Here is a 14730-nt window from a genome sequence, read left to right on the forward strand (position 1 = left end):
CCCCCCTCTTCTCCCCACCCCCCCCCCACCCCCTCCCCCCCCCCCCCCCCCCCCCGGGGCCGCGGCCTACTCGGCCGGGATCTCGAGGACCTGGCCGACGTAGATCAGGTCGGCGTCGGCCACGACGTCGTCGTTGACCTCCCAGAGCGCGCGCCACGTGGTGCCGTGGGAATCGGCGATCTTGGCGAGGGTCTCGCCCGCCTCGACCGTGTGCTCCTCGCCCGAGGAGGCGACGTGCTTGCCGTGGCCGGAGGAGGCCTTCTCGGTGGACGCCGGGCCCTCGGCGCGGTGCTTCGGCTCGGAGACCTCGGCCTCCGCCTCGACGTCGGCCTGGGCCTGGACCTCGGTCTCGGCCGCCTGGGCCTCGACCTCGGCGTCGGCGGCGGTGACGCCCTCGGTGCCGGACAGGCCCAGCTCCGCGGAGCAGGCCGGCCAGGCGCCCCAGCCCTGGGTCGCCAGGACCTTCTCCGCGATGCGGATCTGCTCGGACTTCGAGGCCTCGTTCGGCATGCCCGTGCCGCCGAAGGCCTGCCACGTGCTCAGGCTGAACTGCACGCCGCCGTAGTAGCCGTTACCGGTGTTGATCGACCAGTCGCCGCCGGACTCGCACTGGGCGAGGGCGTCCCACGTGGACACGGGGGCGGCAGAAGCGGGGGCGGTGGTCAGGCCGGCCGCGGCGCCCGTCAGGGCGAGGGCGGCGACGCCGCCTGCGACGCCGGCCCGGGTGAAACGCTTGGTGTTGTGGTTCTTCTGGATCACAGTTCTCCAGGGGCCATCCCAACGCTCGGGCCGTCCCCGGCCTTCGGTGCGCGATCGTCCGGCGTCGACTATCGACTTCAAGTCAGGCGGACCCGTGGACGATCCATCGGATACGGGCCGCTCCGCCGTTCGGAACCGCCCAAGAGGGCGCGTTACCAAACCGTTACCAGATCACGGTACGGCAACGGCGGGGGCGGAAGTCAAATCGCTGCAAACCCCGCGCGCGTCGCGGGGCGCGCCCGCCCGGGCGGACCACGCACTCGCGGCGCCGCCGTCGTCCTCCCGTGGCGGGCGGGGCGCCGCGCCCGGAAACCGTCCCGCGCGGGCCTGACGTGCGCCTCCGCCGCGGGCCACCCCACGCGATCCGCGAACCGGGGGTAGCCTCACGGCATGAGTGCATTCACCCGATTCCGGAAGTTGGTGATGTTCCTCACACTCGCCGTGGCCGGCACGCTCGTGCTCGGCGGGTGCGGGCTGGGCATCCCCAGGGACCCCGAGGGAACGCTCGAGCGCGTCACGAACGGAGTGCTCCGCGTCGGCGTCTCGCCGAACGGTTCGCTGGTGACGGTCGACGGCGGCACAGTCGGCGGCAGCGAGCCCGCACTGATCGGGGGCTTCGCCGAGAGCATCGGGGCACGGATCGAGTGGACGGTCGGCAGCGAGGAGGCGCTCGTGCGGGGACTCGAGGCGGGCAGCCTGGACCTCGTCGCCGGGGGCATCACGTCGAAGACCCCGTGGACCAAGAAGGCCGGCAAGACCCGCGCCTACACGGAGGTCCCGGCCGACGGCGGGGGCACCCACAAGCTCGTCTTCCTCGTCCCGCTGGGCGAGAACGGCTTCCTCGCGGAGCTGGAGCGCTACCTGGACCGGGAGGCTGCGACCCCATGAGGCACTTCGGCCGCACCGACCTGCCCGACGAGCAGGCCCAGGCCCTGCGCAAGGCCGTGAAGCTCGAGTGGATCAGCATCGCGTTCCTGAGCGTGAGCATCGTCCTCGTGGCGCTGGTCATGGGCAACTCGCAGGTGATGAAGACGGCGTGGATCGAGGACATGCTCTCCCTCGTCCCGCAGATCGCGTTCCTGGTGGCGCTGCTCGTGGCACGCCGCCCCAGCGACCCGAAGCACCCCTACGGGTACCACCGATCGGCCGGCGTCGGGCACCTGGTGGCGGCCGTGGCGCTCACGGCCGTGGGGTCCCTGCTGGCCTTCGAGTCCGCCAGCGCCCTGGTCAGGGTCGAGCACCCGACGATCGGCACCCTCGAGCTCTTCGGCAACACGGTGTGGCTGGGCTGGCTGATGATCGCCGTGATGCTCTTCATCGCGACTCCCCCGGTGGTCCTCGGCCGCATGAAGCTCAAGCTGGCCCCCGTCCTCCACGACAAGGTCCTGCACGCCGACGCCGACATGAACAAGGCCGACTGGCAGACCAACGCGGCCTCCATCATCGGCGTCACGGGCGTGGGCCTCGGGCTGTGGTGGATGGACTCGGCCATGGCGCTGCTCGTGTCCGTCAGCATCGTGCACGACGGCACGAAGAACCTCCGCGCCGCGATCCTTGACCTCATGGACCGCCGCGCCATGACGGCCGACCTGAAGCGCCCGCACCCGCTCGTCGCCGAGGTCGACGCGCGGCTCGCGACGCTGCCGTGGATCGACCGGGCCGCCAGCCGCGCCCGGGACATGGGCCACGTCTTCCACTTCGAGTCCTTCGTCGTCCCCCGCAACGGGACCGTGACCGTGGAGCAGCTGAACGAGGCACGCCGGATGTGCGACGACCTCGACTGGAAGGTCAGGGACCTCGTGGTCGTTCCCGTGGACGAGCTGCCCCAGGCGCTGTTCGAGGAGGACCCGGGCGACGAGGAGTGGGAGGACCGGCGCGGCTGGTGGCGCGACGAGGGACGGAAGGGCGGCGCGGCGGCCGGCGGCTCCGGGAACGGGGACGACGGCGGGGGCGACGGCGCCGGGGGGTCCCCCGGGAAGCGGGACTCGCGCGGCTAGCCCGGCTGGCGCCCCAGCACGTGGCGCAGGCACCCCTCCAAGGAGGGGTGCCTGAAGACGTAGCCGGTGGCCTCGAGTGCCACGGACGAGACGCGCTGGCTGGCCTCCGCGAGCTCCCGGGCCCCCTCGGTGCCGAGCAGGGCCCGCGGCGCCGCGGCGGGCAGCGGGACCGCCGCCGGGCGGCCCAGGACCCGCCCGAGGGTGCGCGCGTACTCGTCCGACGTCACCGGGTGCGGCGCGACGGCGTTGAGCCGGCCCTCGACGGCGTCGTCCAGCACCGCGTGGGCGTACACGGCGGCAATGTCGTCCAGCGCGATCCAGCTGTGCCACAGGCCGTGCCCGATCGGACCGCCGAGACCCGCCTCGAAGACGGGGAGGAACCGCTGGAGCATGGCCCCGCCGGGCCACTGGCCGATGCCCGTGCGGACGTTGACCGTGCGGACGCCGGCGCGCCGGGCCGGACCGGTCGCCGCCTCCCACTCGACGCAGAGTTGGGCCATGAAATCCCCGCCGTGCGGCGCGTCCTCCGTCAGCGGGACGGGTTCGGCCGCGTCGGCCCCCGACCCGCCGGTACCGTCGGCCCCCGCGCGGCCCGCGCCCCCGACCGGGCCGGACTCGTGGGGCCGGGCCCCGTAGATCCCGATGCCGGACGCGTTGACCAGGGCGCGCTGGCGGCCGTCGCCGGCCAGGTCCGCGAGCGTTCGCGCGAGCAGCGCGGTCCCCTTGACGCGGCTGTCCCGCATGCGTTGCTTGTTCGCCGCCGTGAAGCGGCCCAGCGGCGACCCGCCGACGTTGACGACGGCGTCGCACCCGACGAGGGCGTCGGGGTCGAGCACCCCCCGGTCCGGGTCCCAGGAGATCTCGTCGCGGCCGTGGGCCGGGCGCCGCACCAGGCGCAGGACGCGGTGTCCGCCGCCGCCGAGCAGGGCGGCGACCTGCGTCCCGACCGCGCCCGACGCCCCGGCGACGGCGACGGTCCGGGGCGGGCCGGAGTGGGCCGCGTGGAAGTCGAGGTCGTCCAGCAGCTGGCGCTCCCGGTAGGTGAAGATCCGGCTCAGCTCCGCCTCGAAGCGCTGGCCGGTCCACCCCGGGAGCGGGCGGGGCAGGCCGCCCACGACGGGGAGCTCGTACTCGATCCGGTCGACCATCCGCGTGCCGGTGGCCGCCCCGACCGGGGTGTCGGTGAACAGGTGCGTGTGTTCCCATGCGGCCAGCGGGCCGGACTCCATCCGGTCCGTGAACGCGTGCCCGCGGTCCAGCGCGGTGTGCCTGGCGGTCCAGCGCAGGGCCGGCCCCTGCGCCGGACGCAGTCCGAGCGCCCCGGTGACGGTCCCGGCCAGGCCGGAGAGGCCCAGCCCGAGGCCTCCGGGGGCGCCCACCGCGACGACCGCCGTGGAGCCCGGCTCGAGCCCGCGGTCCGGCCGCTGCACGACGTGGCCGGAAAAGCCGGGGGTCAGCCGGTCGAGGGCGCCGGGACGCTCGAACCACGCGAACACGTCCTCGCGCGGGTGGGGCAGGATGGTGGTGAACTCGAACACGCCCATGGGCACTCCCTGGTCCGGGGCCGGCTTCCTGTGGCCACGCTAGCTGCCCGGGCGGTCCCTGTCTCCACCGGGCGGCGAGCCCGCGTCCGGGCGGCCGCCGCGGGCCCCGGCCGTGGCTGCCCGCCCTGGACGCCGGCCGTGGGCGCCGGCGGGTCCTGACGGTGCGGCGGCGTTCCGCTAGGCCGCCGTGCTGCCCCACAGGAACCAGGCCGAGAGCCCGGCGCAGCCGCCGATGACCGCGGCGAATCCGGCCAGCCACAGGACGGCCGGCACTCCGCTGGTCCGCGCGAGGATGAAGGCGTCGGAGGAGCGGACGTCGCGGCGCCGGGCGTGGACGGCGGCGACCTTGAACCAGTCGCGCACGGAGCCGACCCCGAGGGCGATCCCGGCGGCCGCCGCGACGTGGGCCACGGACGCCTGCGGAAGCCAGAGGACGGCCGCCTGGGCCGCGGCGGCGCAGCTGACCGCCACGAGGACTCCGGTGGGATTGCGCATGAACACGAGGGCGGCGAGCAGGAGCAGCGCCGTCGCCGAGAGGGCCGCGCCGGCCCACCCCGTGCAGGCTGCGGCAATCAGCAGCACCCCCGCGACGGCGGGCGCCGGATAGCCCCAGAAGCCGGACCACAGCAGCCCCCACCGGCCCCGGCCGCGGCTGAGCATCTCGCCCGAGTGGTCCAGCCGCAGCCGGATCCCGCGCACGAAGCGCCCGGTCACCAGCGCCGCCAGGGCGTGTCCGAGCTCGTGCACGTACGTCACGAAGAGCCCGAAGACCCGCCAGGCCCTCGCGGGCACGGACACCAGGAGCGCGCCCGCCAGCACCGCCGCCAGCACGACCGGCGACGCCTCCAGGGGCTGGCCCCGCTCCCATCCCGCCGCGATCGCGGCCCACCACCGATCAAGCACGTCCCCACCCTACGGTCCCGCGCCACCCGGTCCTCCAAGCGGATTCACAGGCAACTCCCGATACCCTTGAAGGCGGTACTTCCCGCGCCCGACCGAGAGGAGGAGGCCCATGGCACCACGACCCGCCGCGCGGCTGCGGCATGCCGTGGCCGTCGCGCTCGCGGGCGCGCTGGCCGCCGCCGGGTGCCTCCTGTCGCTGTTCGGGACGGCCGGACCGGCCGACGCGGCCCCGGTCCCCGGCCCCTCCGCCGCGGCCGAGGCCGGTCCCGTCCCCGCGGGCCGGTCCGGCGCGGCGACGCCGCCGTCGTCCTCAACCGCGGACGGCACCGCACCCTCCGCGGCCGATGACGGCCAGTGCCCGTCCCACCCGCCGCTCTTCGCCGCCTGCGGCGAGCCGGCGGGCTTCACGCCCGTGGGGCCCGCGGGCGGCCCGCCCGCCGACGCCGACCTCCGCTGGCCCACCGTCGCGGCAGCCGCCGCGCCGCAGCGGCCCCACCCCTCCGATCCCGGGACGCTCCGGCCCGACCTGCACGCCCTGTCGATCAGCCGCACCTAGGCGCCAGGCAACCTCCCGCCTGGCGTCCCCCCGGACGCCGCCACCGACAACCCGGAGCGTCTCCCCTTGAACCCTGCGACGAAGACCGACACAACCACCCACCCGAACCGCTGGCTTGCCGCCGCGATCGCCGCCCTCGTGGTGGCCGTCGGCGTCGGCGGCTGGCTCCTGGGCTCCGCGTTCGCCCCGCGCGGCGACGCCCCCAGCGAACTCTCCGCCGAGGCCGGCTTCGCCCGCGACATGCAGACCCACCACAACCAGGCCGTGCAGATGTCGATCGTCGTGCGCGACCGGACCGACAACGAGGAGGTCCGCTCGCTCGCGTACGACATCGCCACCACCCAGGCCAACCAGTCGGGCCAGATGTTCGCGTGGCTCGAGCTCTGGGGCCTGCCCCAGACCGGCGACCGCCCGAGCATGGCCTGGATGGAGGACATGGTCGTCGAGGAGTCGTCCTCGCACTCCGGCCATTCCGCTTCCTCCCACGGGCCCCGGTCCGGAGCGGAGGTGGCGGCCGGACACTCCATGGAGTCCATGGGCATGGCCACCCCCGAGGAGCTGGAGCGCCTCCGCGGGGCCAGCGGCGACGAGGCGGCCCGCCTCTACCTCACCCTGATGCGCGAGCACCACGTGGGCGGCATCGCGATGGCCGAGGCCGCGCTCGCCCGCGCCGGGCACCCCGAGGTCCTCGAGCTCGCCGAGAAGATGGTCGTCGCGCAGGAGTCGGAGATCAACGCGATCGACGGCCTGCTCGAACGCCTCGGCTAACCTCCCCCACCGACAATGGCCCGGGCCGGCAGCGGCCGCGCCCGGAGAACGGAAGAGACCATGCAGAAGAAGAACACCTCCGGCGGCGCCGACCGCTCGGCCAAGCGCCAGCAGGCCCAGGCCATGCTGGCCGAGCAGCAGCGCAAGGCGCGCCGCTCGAAGATCCTGGCCGTCGTCATCGCGGCAGCGGCGGTCCTGGCCATCGCCATCCCGACCGCGATCGTCATCGGCGGCCAGGCCCGCGAGCAGTCCGCCCTCCGCGAGGCCGCGTCGCAGCCGATCGAGGGCGTGCAGGAGCAGGAGTTCGCCAGCTCCAACCACGTCCAGGGCCAGGTCCAGTACCAGACCCAGCCCGGCACGGGCGGCGACCACAACGCGGTCTGGCTCAACTGCGGCGTGTACGACCAGCAGGTCCCCGAGGTCAACGCCGTGCACTCGCTCGAGCACGGCGCCGTCTGGATCAGCTACAGCCCCGACCTGCCGGCCGAGCAGGTCCAGGCCCTGAAGGAGACCGTCGGCGAGCGCACGTACATGCTCCTGACCCCCTACGAGGGCCAGGACGCCCCGATCAAGCTCAGCGCGTGGGGCGCCCAGCTGTCCGTCGAGTCCGCGGACGACCCGCGCATCGGCACGTTCATCCAGAAGTACCGCCAGGGCGAGCAGACCCCGGAGCCGGGCGCGGCCTGCACGGGCGGCCTGCAGCCGTAGCGGCGGCGCCGGGGCGGCGGCCGTAGCGGCGGCGCCAGGGCGCCTGCCGTAGCCGGATTGCAACCTTCGTGTCCGGATCGCAACCGCCGCCCCGGCACGTCGCGCGGCGCGGGTTCCTAGGCTTAAGGGGCCCGCCAACCTCGTCCCCGTGGGAGCCACCGAAGTTGCCGTCCCGACCCGTCCGCCTCCCCCGCCGCCTGTCCGCCGCGATCGCCGCGTGCGTGGCGCTCGCGGCCGCCGCCGTCGTCGTCCTGGCCGGGTTCCGCGGCCCCGGGCCGGCCGACCGGCCCCCACTCGCGGATCCGGCGGCACCGGTCGCGGCGGGCTCGGGGGCCACCACGTTCACGGTCATCGGGGACTCGATCACGGCCGACCACGCGTATCCGCGGGACGTCCGCCGCCGGGTGGTCGGCGAGCGGTCCTGGGTGAACTTCGCCCAGGACGCCGGCGTTGCGTTCACGGGCGGCTGGGCCGTCGGCGGCGCGACCACCTCCGAGATGCTCGAGGGCGCGCGGCCGCAGGACGCAGACGTCCTGGTCCTGCTGGCGGGCACCAACGACATCTACGCGGGCGTCCCGTTCGAGCGCATCGGCGTGAACCTGCGCGGGATCGCCGCGACCGTGGGCGCCCCGCGCGTCCTGGTCTCCTCCGTGCCGCCGCGCAACGGCTTCGAGACCCAGACCGTGGCGTACAACGACTGGCTCGCGGGCTTCGTCGCCCGCCAGGGCTGGGAGTGGGTGGACGCGGGCGCGGGGCTGCGGGCCGAGGCCAGCCCCGGCCACTACGCGCCGGGGATGGCCTACGACGGCGTGCACCCGAGCCTGGCCGGCGCCGAGGTCCTCGGCACCGCCCTCCTGGCCGAGCTGGCCGGGGTGCCGACGGCGGCGGAGCCGCCGCTCGGGGCGGACGACGGCGCCGCGCCCGCCCCGGCCGGGCCCGCCGGGCAGCCGTAGGGCTACGCGTCCCGCATGTCCTCGAGTTCGCGGCCCTTGGTCTCGCGGACGAACTTCGCGACGAACACCAGCGACAGGAGCGCGAAGAACGCGTAGAGCCCGTATGCGAGGACCAGGCTGATCTCGGAGAGCTTCGGGAACGACGTCGTGATGATGAAGTTCGCGAGCCACTGCGCCGCGGCGGCCACGGAGAGGGCGACGGCGCGGATCCGGTTGGAGAACATCTCGCCCAGCAGCACCCAGACCACCGGCCCCCAGCTGGCGCCGAAGCAGACGACGAACAGGTTCGCTGCGACCAGTGCGACCACGCCCCACGGCTCGGGCAGGGTGACGTCGCGGCCGGAGCCGACCGCCTGGCTGAAGGACAGCGCCATCAGGCCCAGCGAGAGCGTCATGCCCGCGGAGCCGGCCAGGAGCAGGGGCTTGCGGCCGATCTTGTCGATGAGCGCGATCGCCACGATGGTGACGACGATGTTCGTCACGGAGGTGATGACGGTGATCGTGAAGGAGTCCGTCTCGGTGAAGCCGACCGACCGCCAGAGGGACGTCGAGTAGTAGAAGATGACGTTGATCCCGACGAACTGCTGGAAGACCGAGAGCAGGATCCCGACCCACACGATGGGCAGCAGCCAGCCCCTGCCACCGACGAGGCTATGGAGGCCCTGGCGCTCCTCGAGGTTGATGGTCGCCTTGATCTGGGCGATCTTCTCCTCGATGTGTTCCTTGGTCTTGATGCCGACGACCTCGCTGAGCACGGCCCCGGCCTTGGCGAACTCGTTGCGGGCCACCAGGTAGCGCGGCGACTCGGGGATCATCAGGGCCAGGACGCCGTAGAGCACGGCCGGCACCACCTCGGCGAGGAACATCCACCGCCAGGCCTGCATGCCCAGCCACGTGACCTCGCTCGCCCCGCCGGCGACGGCGGCGATGAACGCGTCGGAGAGCAGCGCCACGAAGATGCCGATGACGATGGCCATCTGCTGCAGCGAGGCCAGGCGCCCGCGGCTGTGGGCCGGAGAGACCTCGGCGATGTAGGCGGGGGCGAGCACGGAGGCCATGCCGACCCCGACGCCGCCGATGAATCGCCAGATGATCAGGTCGACGACGCCGATGGCCAGCCCCGACCCGACCGCGGAGACCGTGAAGAGGACCGAGGCCACCACCATGGCCCGCACGCGCCCCTGCCGGTCCGCGATCGGGCCGGCGAACCAGGCCCCGACCATGGCGCCGAGCAGGGCGCAGGAGACGGTGAACCCGAGCAGGACCGGGCTGAGCGCGAACTCGCTGCCGACCGCGTCGACCGCGCCGTTGATCACGGCGCTGTCGAAGCCGAACAGGAACCCGCCGAGCGCCGCGACGACCGCGACCATGATGACCCGCGTCGGGGTGCCTTCTTCCAAATGCGTGCTTGACATGGCGGTCATGCTACGCCCGGGTAGCGTCATCCGGCAGGGGCCCACGCGGGAGGGGGACACGGCTACGCTGGGGAAACCCGTTTTCGAGCCCACAGGAGCGCCATGTCCCGCCTCTACGCCCCGCTGCTGACGACCGCCGGTCTGGTCGGCGGCTACAAGACCGCCCGCGACACCGGCAACCGCCAGCTCGGCGGAGCCGTCCTCGCGGCGGCGGGCGCCGGCGCCTTCGCCGTCGTCAACCGCCAGACCGGCCCCGGGAGGGCCGCGGCGCTGACGGGCCTGTACGTCGCCGCGTTCGGCGGGTCGCATCCGCTCGCCAAGAAGATCGGCGCCTGGCCCGCCGTCTACTCGGTCGCCGGGGCCGTGGCCGGTGCGGCGCTGGTGCTCGGCACGCGCCGCCGGTAGCGGCGGCCCCCGCCCGCGGAGGGCCGTGCACCAACCCGCGTGGAGGCCCGTGCACCAAACTGTCGGACCCCCGCGGTGGGCTGGAACCGTTCAGTCGTCGGGAGACGGTGGGCGCGGGGCCGGCACCCGGGGGGAACCGCCGGCCACAGGGGGGAACGGCCGCGCCCACGCTCCCCACGCTGGGCATCCCATCGGGAGACCGGCCGGCCCACGCACCAGGGGGACGGCATCGGGCCGGCCGGCCTCCCTCCTTCCGCGGGCGCGGAAGGACACACCGCGGCGGGGCCGGCTTGGGGACCGGCCCCGCCGTCGTCCGCCCCCTCGCTAGGCTGTAGCCCATGCGCTCCCCGATCGAGCAGTACCTGCTGGACCTGCACGCCGAACTCTCCGGGCTGACCGAGGGAAACCCCTACCAGGGGATCCCCGCGATGGCCGACGCCGACCCGGGCCGGTTCGCGATCTGCCTGGCCACCGTGGACGGCTACGTGTACGAGGTCGGGGACGCCGACGACGAGTTCACCATCCAGTCGATCTCCAAGCCGTTCACGTACGGGCTCGCCCTCGAGGACCACGGGCTGGACGCCGTCGACGAGAAGATCGACGTCGAGCCGTCGGGCGAGGCGTTCAACGAGATCTCCCTGGCCCGCGACACGGGACGGCCCAAGAACGCGATGATCAACGCCGGCGCCATCGCCGCGACCTCGCTGATCAAGGGCGGCGGCGGCCGGGACCGGTTCGGCCGGATCCTCGCCGCGTACTCCGACGCGGCCGGGCGCCCCCTGGAGATCAGCGAGGCCGTGTACAAGTCCGAGTCGAAGACCGGATTCCGCAACCGGGCGCTGGCCAACCTGCTGCGCAGCTCGGGGATCGTGGAGTCGGACCCGAACGGGCCGGTGGAGGACTACTTCCGGCAGTGCTCGGTCCTCGTGACGGCCCGGGACCTGGCCGTGATGGCCGCGACGCTCGCCAACGGCGGCCGCAACCCGGTGACGGGCAAGCAGGCCCTGGGCATCGACTCGGTTCAGCGCGTGCTGTCCGTGATGCTGACGTGCGGGATGTACGACGACGCCGGCGCGTGGACGTCCACGGTGGGCATGCCCGCGAAGTCCGGCGTCGGCGGCGGGCTGCTGGCCGTCCTGCCGGGGCAGCTGGGGCTGGCCGTCTACTCCCCTCCCCTGGACGGGCACGGCACCAGCGTGCGCGGAGTGGCGGCGTCGCGCCGGATGGCCGAGGACATGCAGCTGCACTTCGTGCGGGCCGCCCGGCTGGGCCGGTCGGCGATCCGGGACAGCTACGACGTGACCGAGGCGCCGTCGGGGGTGCGGCGCAACGACGAGTCGGCGGCCGTCCTGGCCGCGAACGGGCACCGCGCGCACGTGTTCGAGCTCCACGGGGACCTGCTGTTCGCCGGGACGGAGTCGGTGACCCGGGCCGTGTCCGCCCTCCCGGAAGAGGTGGAGCTCGTCATCCTCGACGTGCGCCGGGTCGACGAGGTCAACGACGCCGCCGTCGGCATGCTCCGCCGGCTGGCGGAGGCGATGGGCAAGGAGCGGCGCGCGCTGGCCCTGGTGGACACCGACGGCTCGCTCGGTGCGGCCCTGTCCGCCACCGGGCGGGACCTGCCCCAATTCGAGCGTCCGACCGACGCCATCGAGTGGGCCGAGGAGTGGCTGGTCGCGCTCTACGGCGACCGCAGCGGCGTGCCGGAGGAGGTCGCCGTGCGCGACTTCCCGGCGTTCGAGCCGATGGGCGACGACGAGGTCGAGTACCTCGCCGCACGGATGGAGGACCGGGAGTACGACGACGGCGAGGTCATCCGTCGGGTCGGCCAGCGGTTCGGCGGGATCTACCTGATCCTCTCCGGGAAGGTCGCCACGAGCAGCCGCCAGCGCGGCCAGCGGTTCAGGCACGCCACCCTCGGGGCCGGCTCCACCTTCGGCGAGATCGCCCTGGGCGGAGACGGGCAGTCGATCCGGGTCCGGGCCCAGGGGAAGGTGCGGCTGAAGGTGCTGACGGCGGAGGCCATCGCGGCCATCGAGGCCGAGAACCCGGGCCTGGCGCTGCGCTTCTGGAAGGCCGTGGCCCGCGACGCCTATACCCGTGTCGAGGAGAACCTGCGGGAGGCGGCGGTGCGCGTCCGCGAATGATCCGCCGCGCGTCCCGGCCCTCCGCACACGACGCCGGAGGCCGTGATCATCGTCACTCATATTGAAACTTCAACCAATTTCCTGTCATGCTGGTGGGAACCACGGCCAGACCCCGGCCTTCCCCGACCGAGAGGCGACCATGACCACCACGACCTTCAGCAACGACGCGGCCACCACCGCGACCACCTCCACCACCGCGCGCCTCGTGCTGCGCGTGGCCATCGGCTTCCTGTTCGCGGCCCACGGCTGGCAGAAGTACTTCCAGTACACGATCCCCGGCACCCAGGGCGCCTTCACCCAGATGGGCGTCCCGGCGGCCGAGCTCGTCGCCCCCGTCCTGGCGACGATCGAGCTCGTCGGCGGCATCGCGATCATGCTCGGCCTGCTCACCCGCCCCCTGGCCGCCCTGCTCACGCTGCAGATGATCGGCGCGATCTTCATGGTCCACCTCCAGGGTGGCGTCTTCATCGAGAACAACGGCTTCGAGCTCGTCCTGGCCCTCGGCGCGGGCGCCGCGGCGCTGGCCCTCGTCGGCCCGGGCCGCCTGTCCCTCGACCACGCGATCTTCGGCCGCTCCGCCAAGACCGCCTGGCTCGCCTAGGCAAGACCCCAGCCGAGCCACACGGCCCGGGAACGACCGCGCGCAGCGCCGCCGTCGTTCCCGGGCCGTTGCCGTCCGCCCGCCGCCCACCCTCAGAGATTCCGGCCCCCCGGCCTAGACTTAAGGCGTGGCGGTCCGCCCGCCGCCAGCGCCTGATCCACCGTCCGGGCGGCGCCAGCCGCCCCACCACCGGTACCGGCCCCACCCAGGAGTCCAGCATGGACACCGAAACGTATTCGCCGATCACCCGCCACACCGGGGGCGCCACCGCCGCCACCCAACTCATCCTGCGGCTGGTGTTCGGCTTCCTCTTCGCCGCACACGGCTGGCAGAAGTTCTTCCAGTTCACCATCCCGGGCACGCAGGCCTCGTTCGCCGACATGGGCGTCCCGTTCCCCGAGATCGCCGCGGTCGTCGCCGCCACGCTCGAGCTGGCTGGCGGCGTCCTGCTGATCCTCGGGGTGCTCACGCGCTTCGTCGGCGTCCTCCTGTTCCTGGAGATGATGGCGTCGATGATCCTGATCCACTGGCCCAACGGCATCTTCGTCGCGGACAACGGCTTCGAGCTGGTCCTCGCGCTCGGCACCGGCGCGCTTGCCTGCGCCCTGCTCGGCCCTGGGCCGTTCTCGATCGGAGGGCCGGCCTTCGGACGCCGGCGCGGGACGGTCTGGCTGGCCTAGGCATCGCCGAGCGTGACCGCCTCGGCCCCGTCGCGGGCCGTCGCCGCGCGGGCCGGCCCCGTGGGCGCCACGACGCGGCCGAACGCCAGGAGCAGCACGATGGAGACCGCGACGCCGGACGCGCCGAGCCAGTACGGCGTGCCGGCGGTGAAGGCGGCGGCCAGGGCGGCCGCGGCCGGCGGGGCCACCGCGCCGCCGAGGAAGCGGACTCCGGAGTAGGCCGAGGACGCCACCGCCCGCGGCACGTCCGTCGCCTCCATGACGGCCTCCGTCAGGACCGTGTTCATCACGCCGAGCTCCAGCCCGGCCAGGACCATGAGCGCCACGAGCGCAGGGACCGAGTCCACGCAGAGCGCGAACGCGACGAGCGTCGCGGCCAGGACCGCGAGCGTCACCCACACCACGCGCATGGCCGGCCAGCGGCGCGTCAGGGCCGGCGCCCCGAACACGCTGGTCAGGGCCAGGCCGATGCCCCACCCGGTGAAGACGACGCCGATCCCCAGCGCGCCGAAGCCGAGCGGGTACGCCGTCCAGGACATGATCGTGAAGAAGCCGATGTTGTAGAACAGGGCCACCAGCGCCAGCACGAGGATCCCGGGACGCGCCAGCGCGCGGAACGGCGCGCCGAGCGGAGAACGCGCTGCCGGGCTGGCCTCGCCGCGCATCTGCGTGGCGACGGCGGCGAACGCCGTCGCCATCAGCACGGCGGTGCCGTAGAAGGGCGCCTGCCAGGCGATCGAGCCCAGCAGGCCGCCGACGAGGGGCCCGACGGCGATGCCCACGCCCAGGGCGGCCTCGTAGAGGATGATCGCCCCGGCGGCGCCGCTGGACTCGCCGACGATCGTGGCCAGCGCCGTCGAGATAAACAGGGCGTTGCCCAGGCCCCACACGGCGCGGAAGGCGATGATCCCGTCGACGCTGCCGCTCAGCCCCGCGCACAGCGAGGCGACCGCGATGATGGCCAGGCCCAGGAGCAGGGTGCGCCGCGCGCCGATCCGCGTCGAGACCCAGCTCGTGAAGAACATGGCCGTCCCCGTAATGGCGAGGTAGCTGGTGAAGAGCAGCGAGGTCTGTGTCGGGGTCGCCCCGAGTTCGGTCGTGATGGCCGGCAGGATCGGGCTGACGAGCCCAATCCCCATGAACGCCACCACCGACGCGAACGCGACCGCCCAGACGGCGCGGGGCTGGTGCCACAGGGACGCTGCGGGCGCATTGGCGGCCTCGGTCGGGTCGGCGGCGGTGATGCCCGGGGCCGCGGCCGGCGCCGCCTCGGCCGGCGCCGGTTCGGTGGAAG

General features: G+C 73.9%; 15 protein-coding genes. 10 read left to right on the top strand and 5 right to left on the bottom strand.

Annotated elements, in window-relative coordinates; all coding sequences use genetic code 11:
• Window positions 1-66: 66 nt before the first annotated feature.
• The gene (locus AC1Q5D_RS07615; RefSeq protein WP_481737978.1) at window positions 67-759 is read right to left on the bottom strand and encodes a transglycosylase family protein; all 693 of its coding nucleotides are present in this window, start codon (window positions 757-759) and stop codon (window positions 67-69) included.
• 390 nt (window positions 760-1149) lie between these two features.
• Here AC1Q5D_RS07615 and AC1Q5D_RS07620 point away from each other — a divergent pair, with 390 nt between their 5' ends.
• Window positions 1150-1647: a hypothetical protein gene (locus tag AC1Q5D_RS07620; protein WP_481737979.1), complete on the top strand. Its 498-nt coding sequence runs from the start codon at window positions 1150-1152 to the stop codon at window positions 1645-1647.
• Complete coding sequence (locus AC1Q5D_RS07625) at window positions 1644-2756, top strand: cation diffusion facilitator family transporter (RefSeq protein ID WP_481737980.1); 1113 nt, start codon at window positions 1644-1646, stop codon at window positions 2754-2756. Before AC1Q5D_RS07620 ends, AC1Q5D_RS07625 begins: the two co-directional genes overlap by 4 nt.
• Here AC1Q5D_RS07625 and AC1Q5D_RS07630 read toward each other — a convergent pair.
• Together AC1Q5D_RS07630 and AC1Q5D_RS07635 are read right to left on the bottom strand one after the other, a co-directional pair.
• A complete protein-coding gene (locus AC1Q5D_RS07630; RefSeq protein ID WP_481737981.1) occupies window positions 2753-4300 on the bottom strand; it encodes an SDR family oxidoreductase in 1548 nt (515 codons plus the stop codon). The two genes, AC1Q5D_RS07625 and AC1Q5D_RS07630, sit on opposite strands and share 4 nt — an antisense overlap.
• Window positions 4301-4477: 177 nt before the next feature.
• Window positions 4478-5203: a M50 family metallopeptidase gene (locus tag AC1Q5D_RS07635; RefSeq protein WP_481737982.1), complete on the bottom strand. Its 726-nt coding sequence runs from the start codon at window positions 5201-5203 to the stop codon at window positions 4478-4480.
• Between the two features lie 109 nt (window positions 5204-5312).
• Here AC1Q5D_RS07635 and AC1Q5D_RS07640 point away from each other — a divergent pair, with 109 nt between their 5' ends.
• From AC1Q5D_RS07640 to AC1Q5D_RS07655, 4 genes are all read left to right on the top strand, one after another.
• Complete coding sequence (locus AC1Q5D_RS07640) at window positions 5313-5759, top strand: hypothetical protein (protein ID WP_481737983.1); 447 nt, start codon at window positions 5313-5315, stop codon at window positions 5757-5759.
• A gap of 66 nt (window positions 5760-5825) precedes the next feature.
• Entirely contained in the window at window positions 5826-6527 is a 702-nt protein-coding gene (locus tag AC1Q5D_RS07645) for a DUF305 domain-containing protein (RefSeq protein ID WP_481737984.1), read from the top strand.
• Window positions 6528-6587: 60 nt separating this feature from the next.
• Entirely contained in the window at window positions 6588-7235 is a 648-nt protein-coding gene (locus AC1Q5D_RS07650; RefSeq protein ID WP_481737985.1) for a DUF3105 domain-containing protein, read from the top strand.
• A 164-nt stretch (window positions 7236-7399) separates the two neighbouring features.
• Window positions 7400-8188: an SGNH/GDSL hydrolase family protein gene (locus tag AC1Q5D_RS07655; RefSeq protein ID WP_481737986.1), complete on the top strand. Its 789-nt coding sequence runs from the start codon at window positions 7400-7402 to the stop codon at window positions 8186-8188.
• A 2-nt stretch (window positions 8189-8190) separates the two neighbouring features.
• Here the strand turns inward: AC1Q5D_RS07655 and AC1Q5D_RS07660 are convergent, their stop codons facing one another.
• The gene (locus AC1Q5D_RS07660; protein WP_481737987.1) at window positions 8191-9603 is read right to left on the bottom strand and encodes a sugar porter family MFS transporter; all 1413 of its coding nucleotides are present in this window, start codon (window positions 9601-9603) and stop codon (window positions 8191-8193) included.
• 102 nt (window positions 9604-9705) lie between these two features.
• On the opposite strand from AC1Q5D_RS07660, the gene AC1Q5D_RS07665 reads away from it, so the two are divergent.
• The 4 genes from AC1Q5D_RS07665 (at window position 9706) to AC1Q5D_RS07680 (ending at window position 13436) form a co-directional block, all read left to right on the top strand.
• On the top strand, window positions 9706-10008 hold the full coding sequence (locus tag AC1Q5D_RS07665) for a hypothetical protein (RefSeq protein ID WP_481737988.1): 303 nt from the start codon (window positions 9706-9708) through the stop codon (window positions 10006-10008).
• A gap of 338 nt (window positions 10009-10346) precedes the next feature.
• Window positions 10347-12155: a glutaminase A gene (glsA, locus tag AC1Q5D_RS07670; RefSeq protein ID WP_481737989.1), complete on the top strand. Its 1809-nt coding sequence runs from the start codon at window positions 10347-10349 to the stop codon at window positions 12153-12155.
• Window positions 12156-12294: 139 nt separating this feature from the next.
• Window positions 12295-12756, top strand: coding sequence for a DoxX family protein (locus AC1Q5D_RS07675; protein WP_481737990.1), 462 nt, complete (start codon window positions 12295-12297; stop codon window positions 12754-12756).
• Between the two features lie 218 nt (window positions 12757-12974).
• Entirely contained in the window at window positions 12975-13436 is a 462-nt protein-coding gene (locus AC1Q5D_RS07680) for a DoxX family protein (protein WP_481737991.1), read from the top strand.
• Here the strand turns inward: AC1Q5D_RS07680 and AC1Q5D_RS07685 are convergent.
• Window positions 13433-14680: an MFS transporter gene (locus AC1Q5D_RS07685; protein WP_481738065.1), complete on the bottom strand. Its 1248-nt coding sequence runs from the start codon at window positions 14678-14680 to the stop codon at window positions 13433-13435. The genes AC1Q5D_RS07680 and AC1Q5D_RS07685 overlap by 4 nt on opposite strands.
• Window positions 14681-14730: the final 50 nt, after the last annotated feature.

It is taken from the genome of Arthrobacter paludis, assembly GCF_056782315.1.

Bases quoted from the DNA above. Each gene is read 5' to 3' on its own strand.
- AC1Q5D_RS07620 (WP_481737979.1), top strand. From the start codon at position 1,150: ATGAGTGCATTCACCCGATTCCGGAAGTTGGTGATGTTCCTCACACTC.
- AC1Q5D_RS07625 (WP_481737980.1), top strand. From the start codon at position 1,644: ATGAGGCACTTCGGCCGCACCGACCTGCCCGACGAGCAGGCCCAGGCC.
- AC1Q5D_RS07630 (WP_481737981.1), bottom strand. From the start codon at position 4,300: ATGGGCGTGTTCGAGTTCACCACCATCCTGCCCCACCCGCGCGAGGAC.
- AC1Q5D_RS07640 (WP_481737983.1), top strand. From the start codon at position 5,313: ATGGCACCACGACCCGCCGCGCGGCTGCGGCATGCCGTGGCCGTCGCG.
- AC1Q5D_RS07650 (WP_481737985.1), top strand. From the start codon at position 6,588: ATGCAGAAGAAGAACACCTCCGGCGGCGCCGACCGCTCGGCCAAGCGC.
- AC1Q5D_RS07660 (WP_481737987.1), bottom strand. From the start codon at position 9,603: ATGTCAAGCACGCATTTGGAAGAAGGCACCCCGACGCGGGTCATCATG.
- AC1Q5D_RS07665 (WP_481737988.1), top strand. From the start codon at position 9,706: ATGTCCCGCCTCTACGCCCCGCTGCTGACGACCGCCGGTCTGGTCGGC.
- glsA (WP_481737989.1), top strand. From the start codon at position 10,347: ATGCGCTCCCCGATCGAGCAGTACCTGCTGGACCTGCACGCCGAACTC.
- AC1Q5D_RS07675 (WP_481737990.1), top strand. From the start codon at position 12,295: ATGACCACCACGACCTTCAGCAACGACGCGGCCACCACCGCGACCACC.
- AC1Q5D_RS07680 (WP_481737991.1), top strand. From the start codon at position 12,975: ATGGACACCGAAACGTATTCGCCGATCACCCGCCACACCGGGGGCGCC.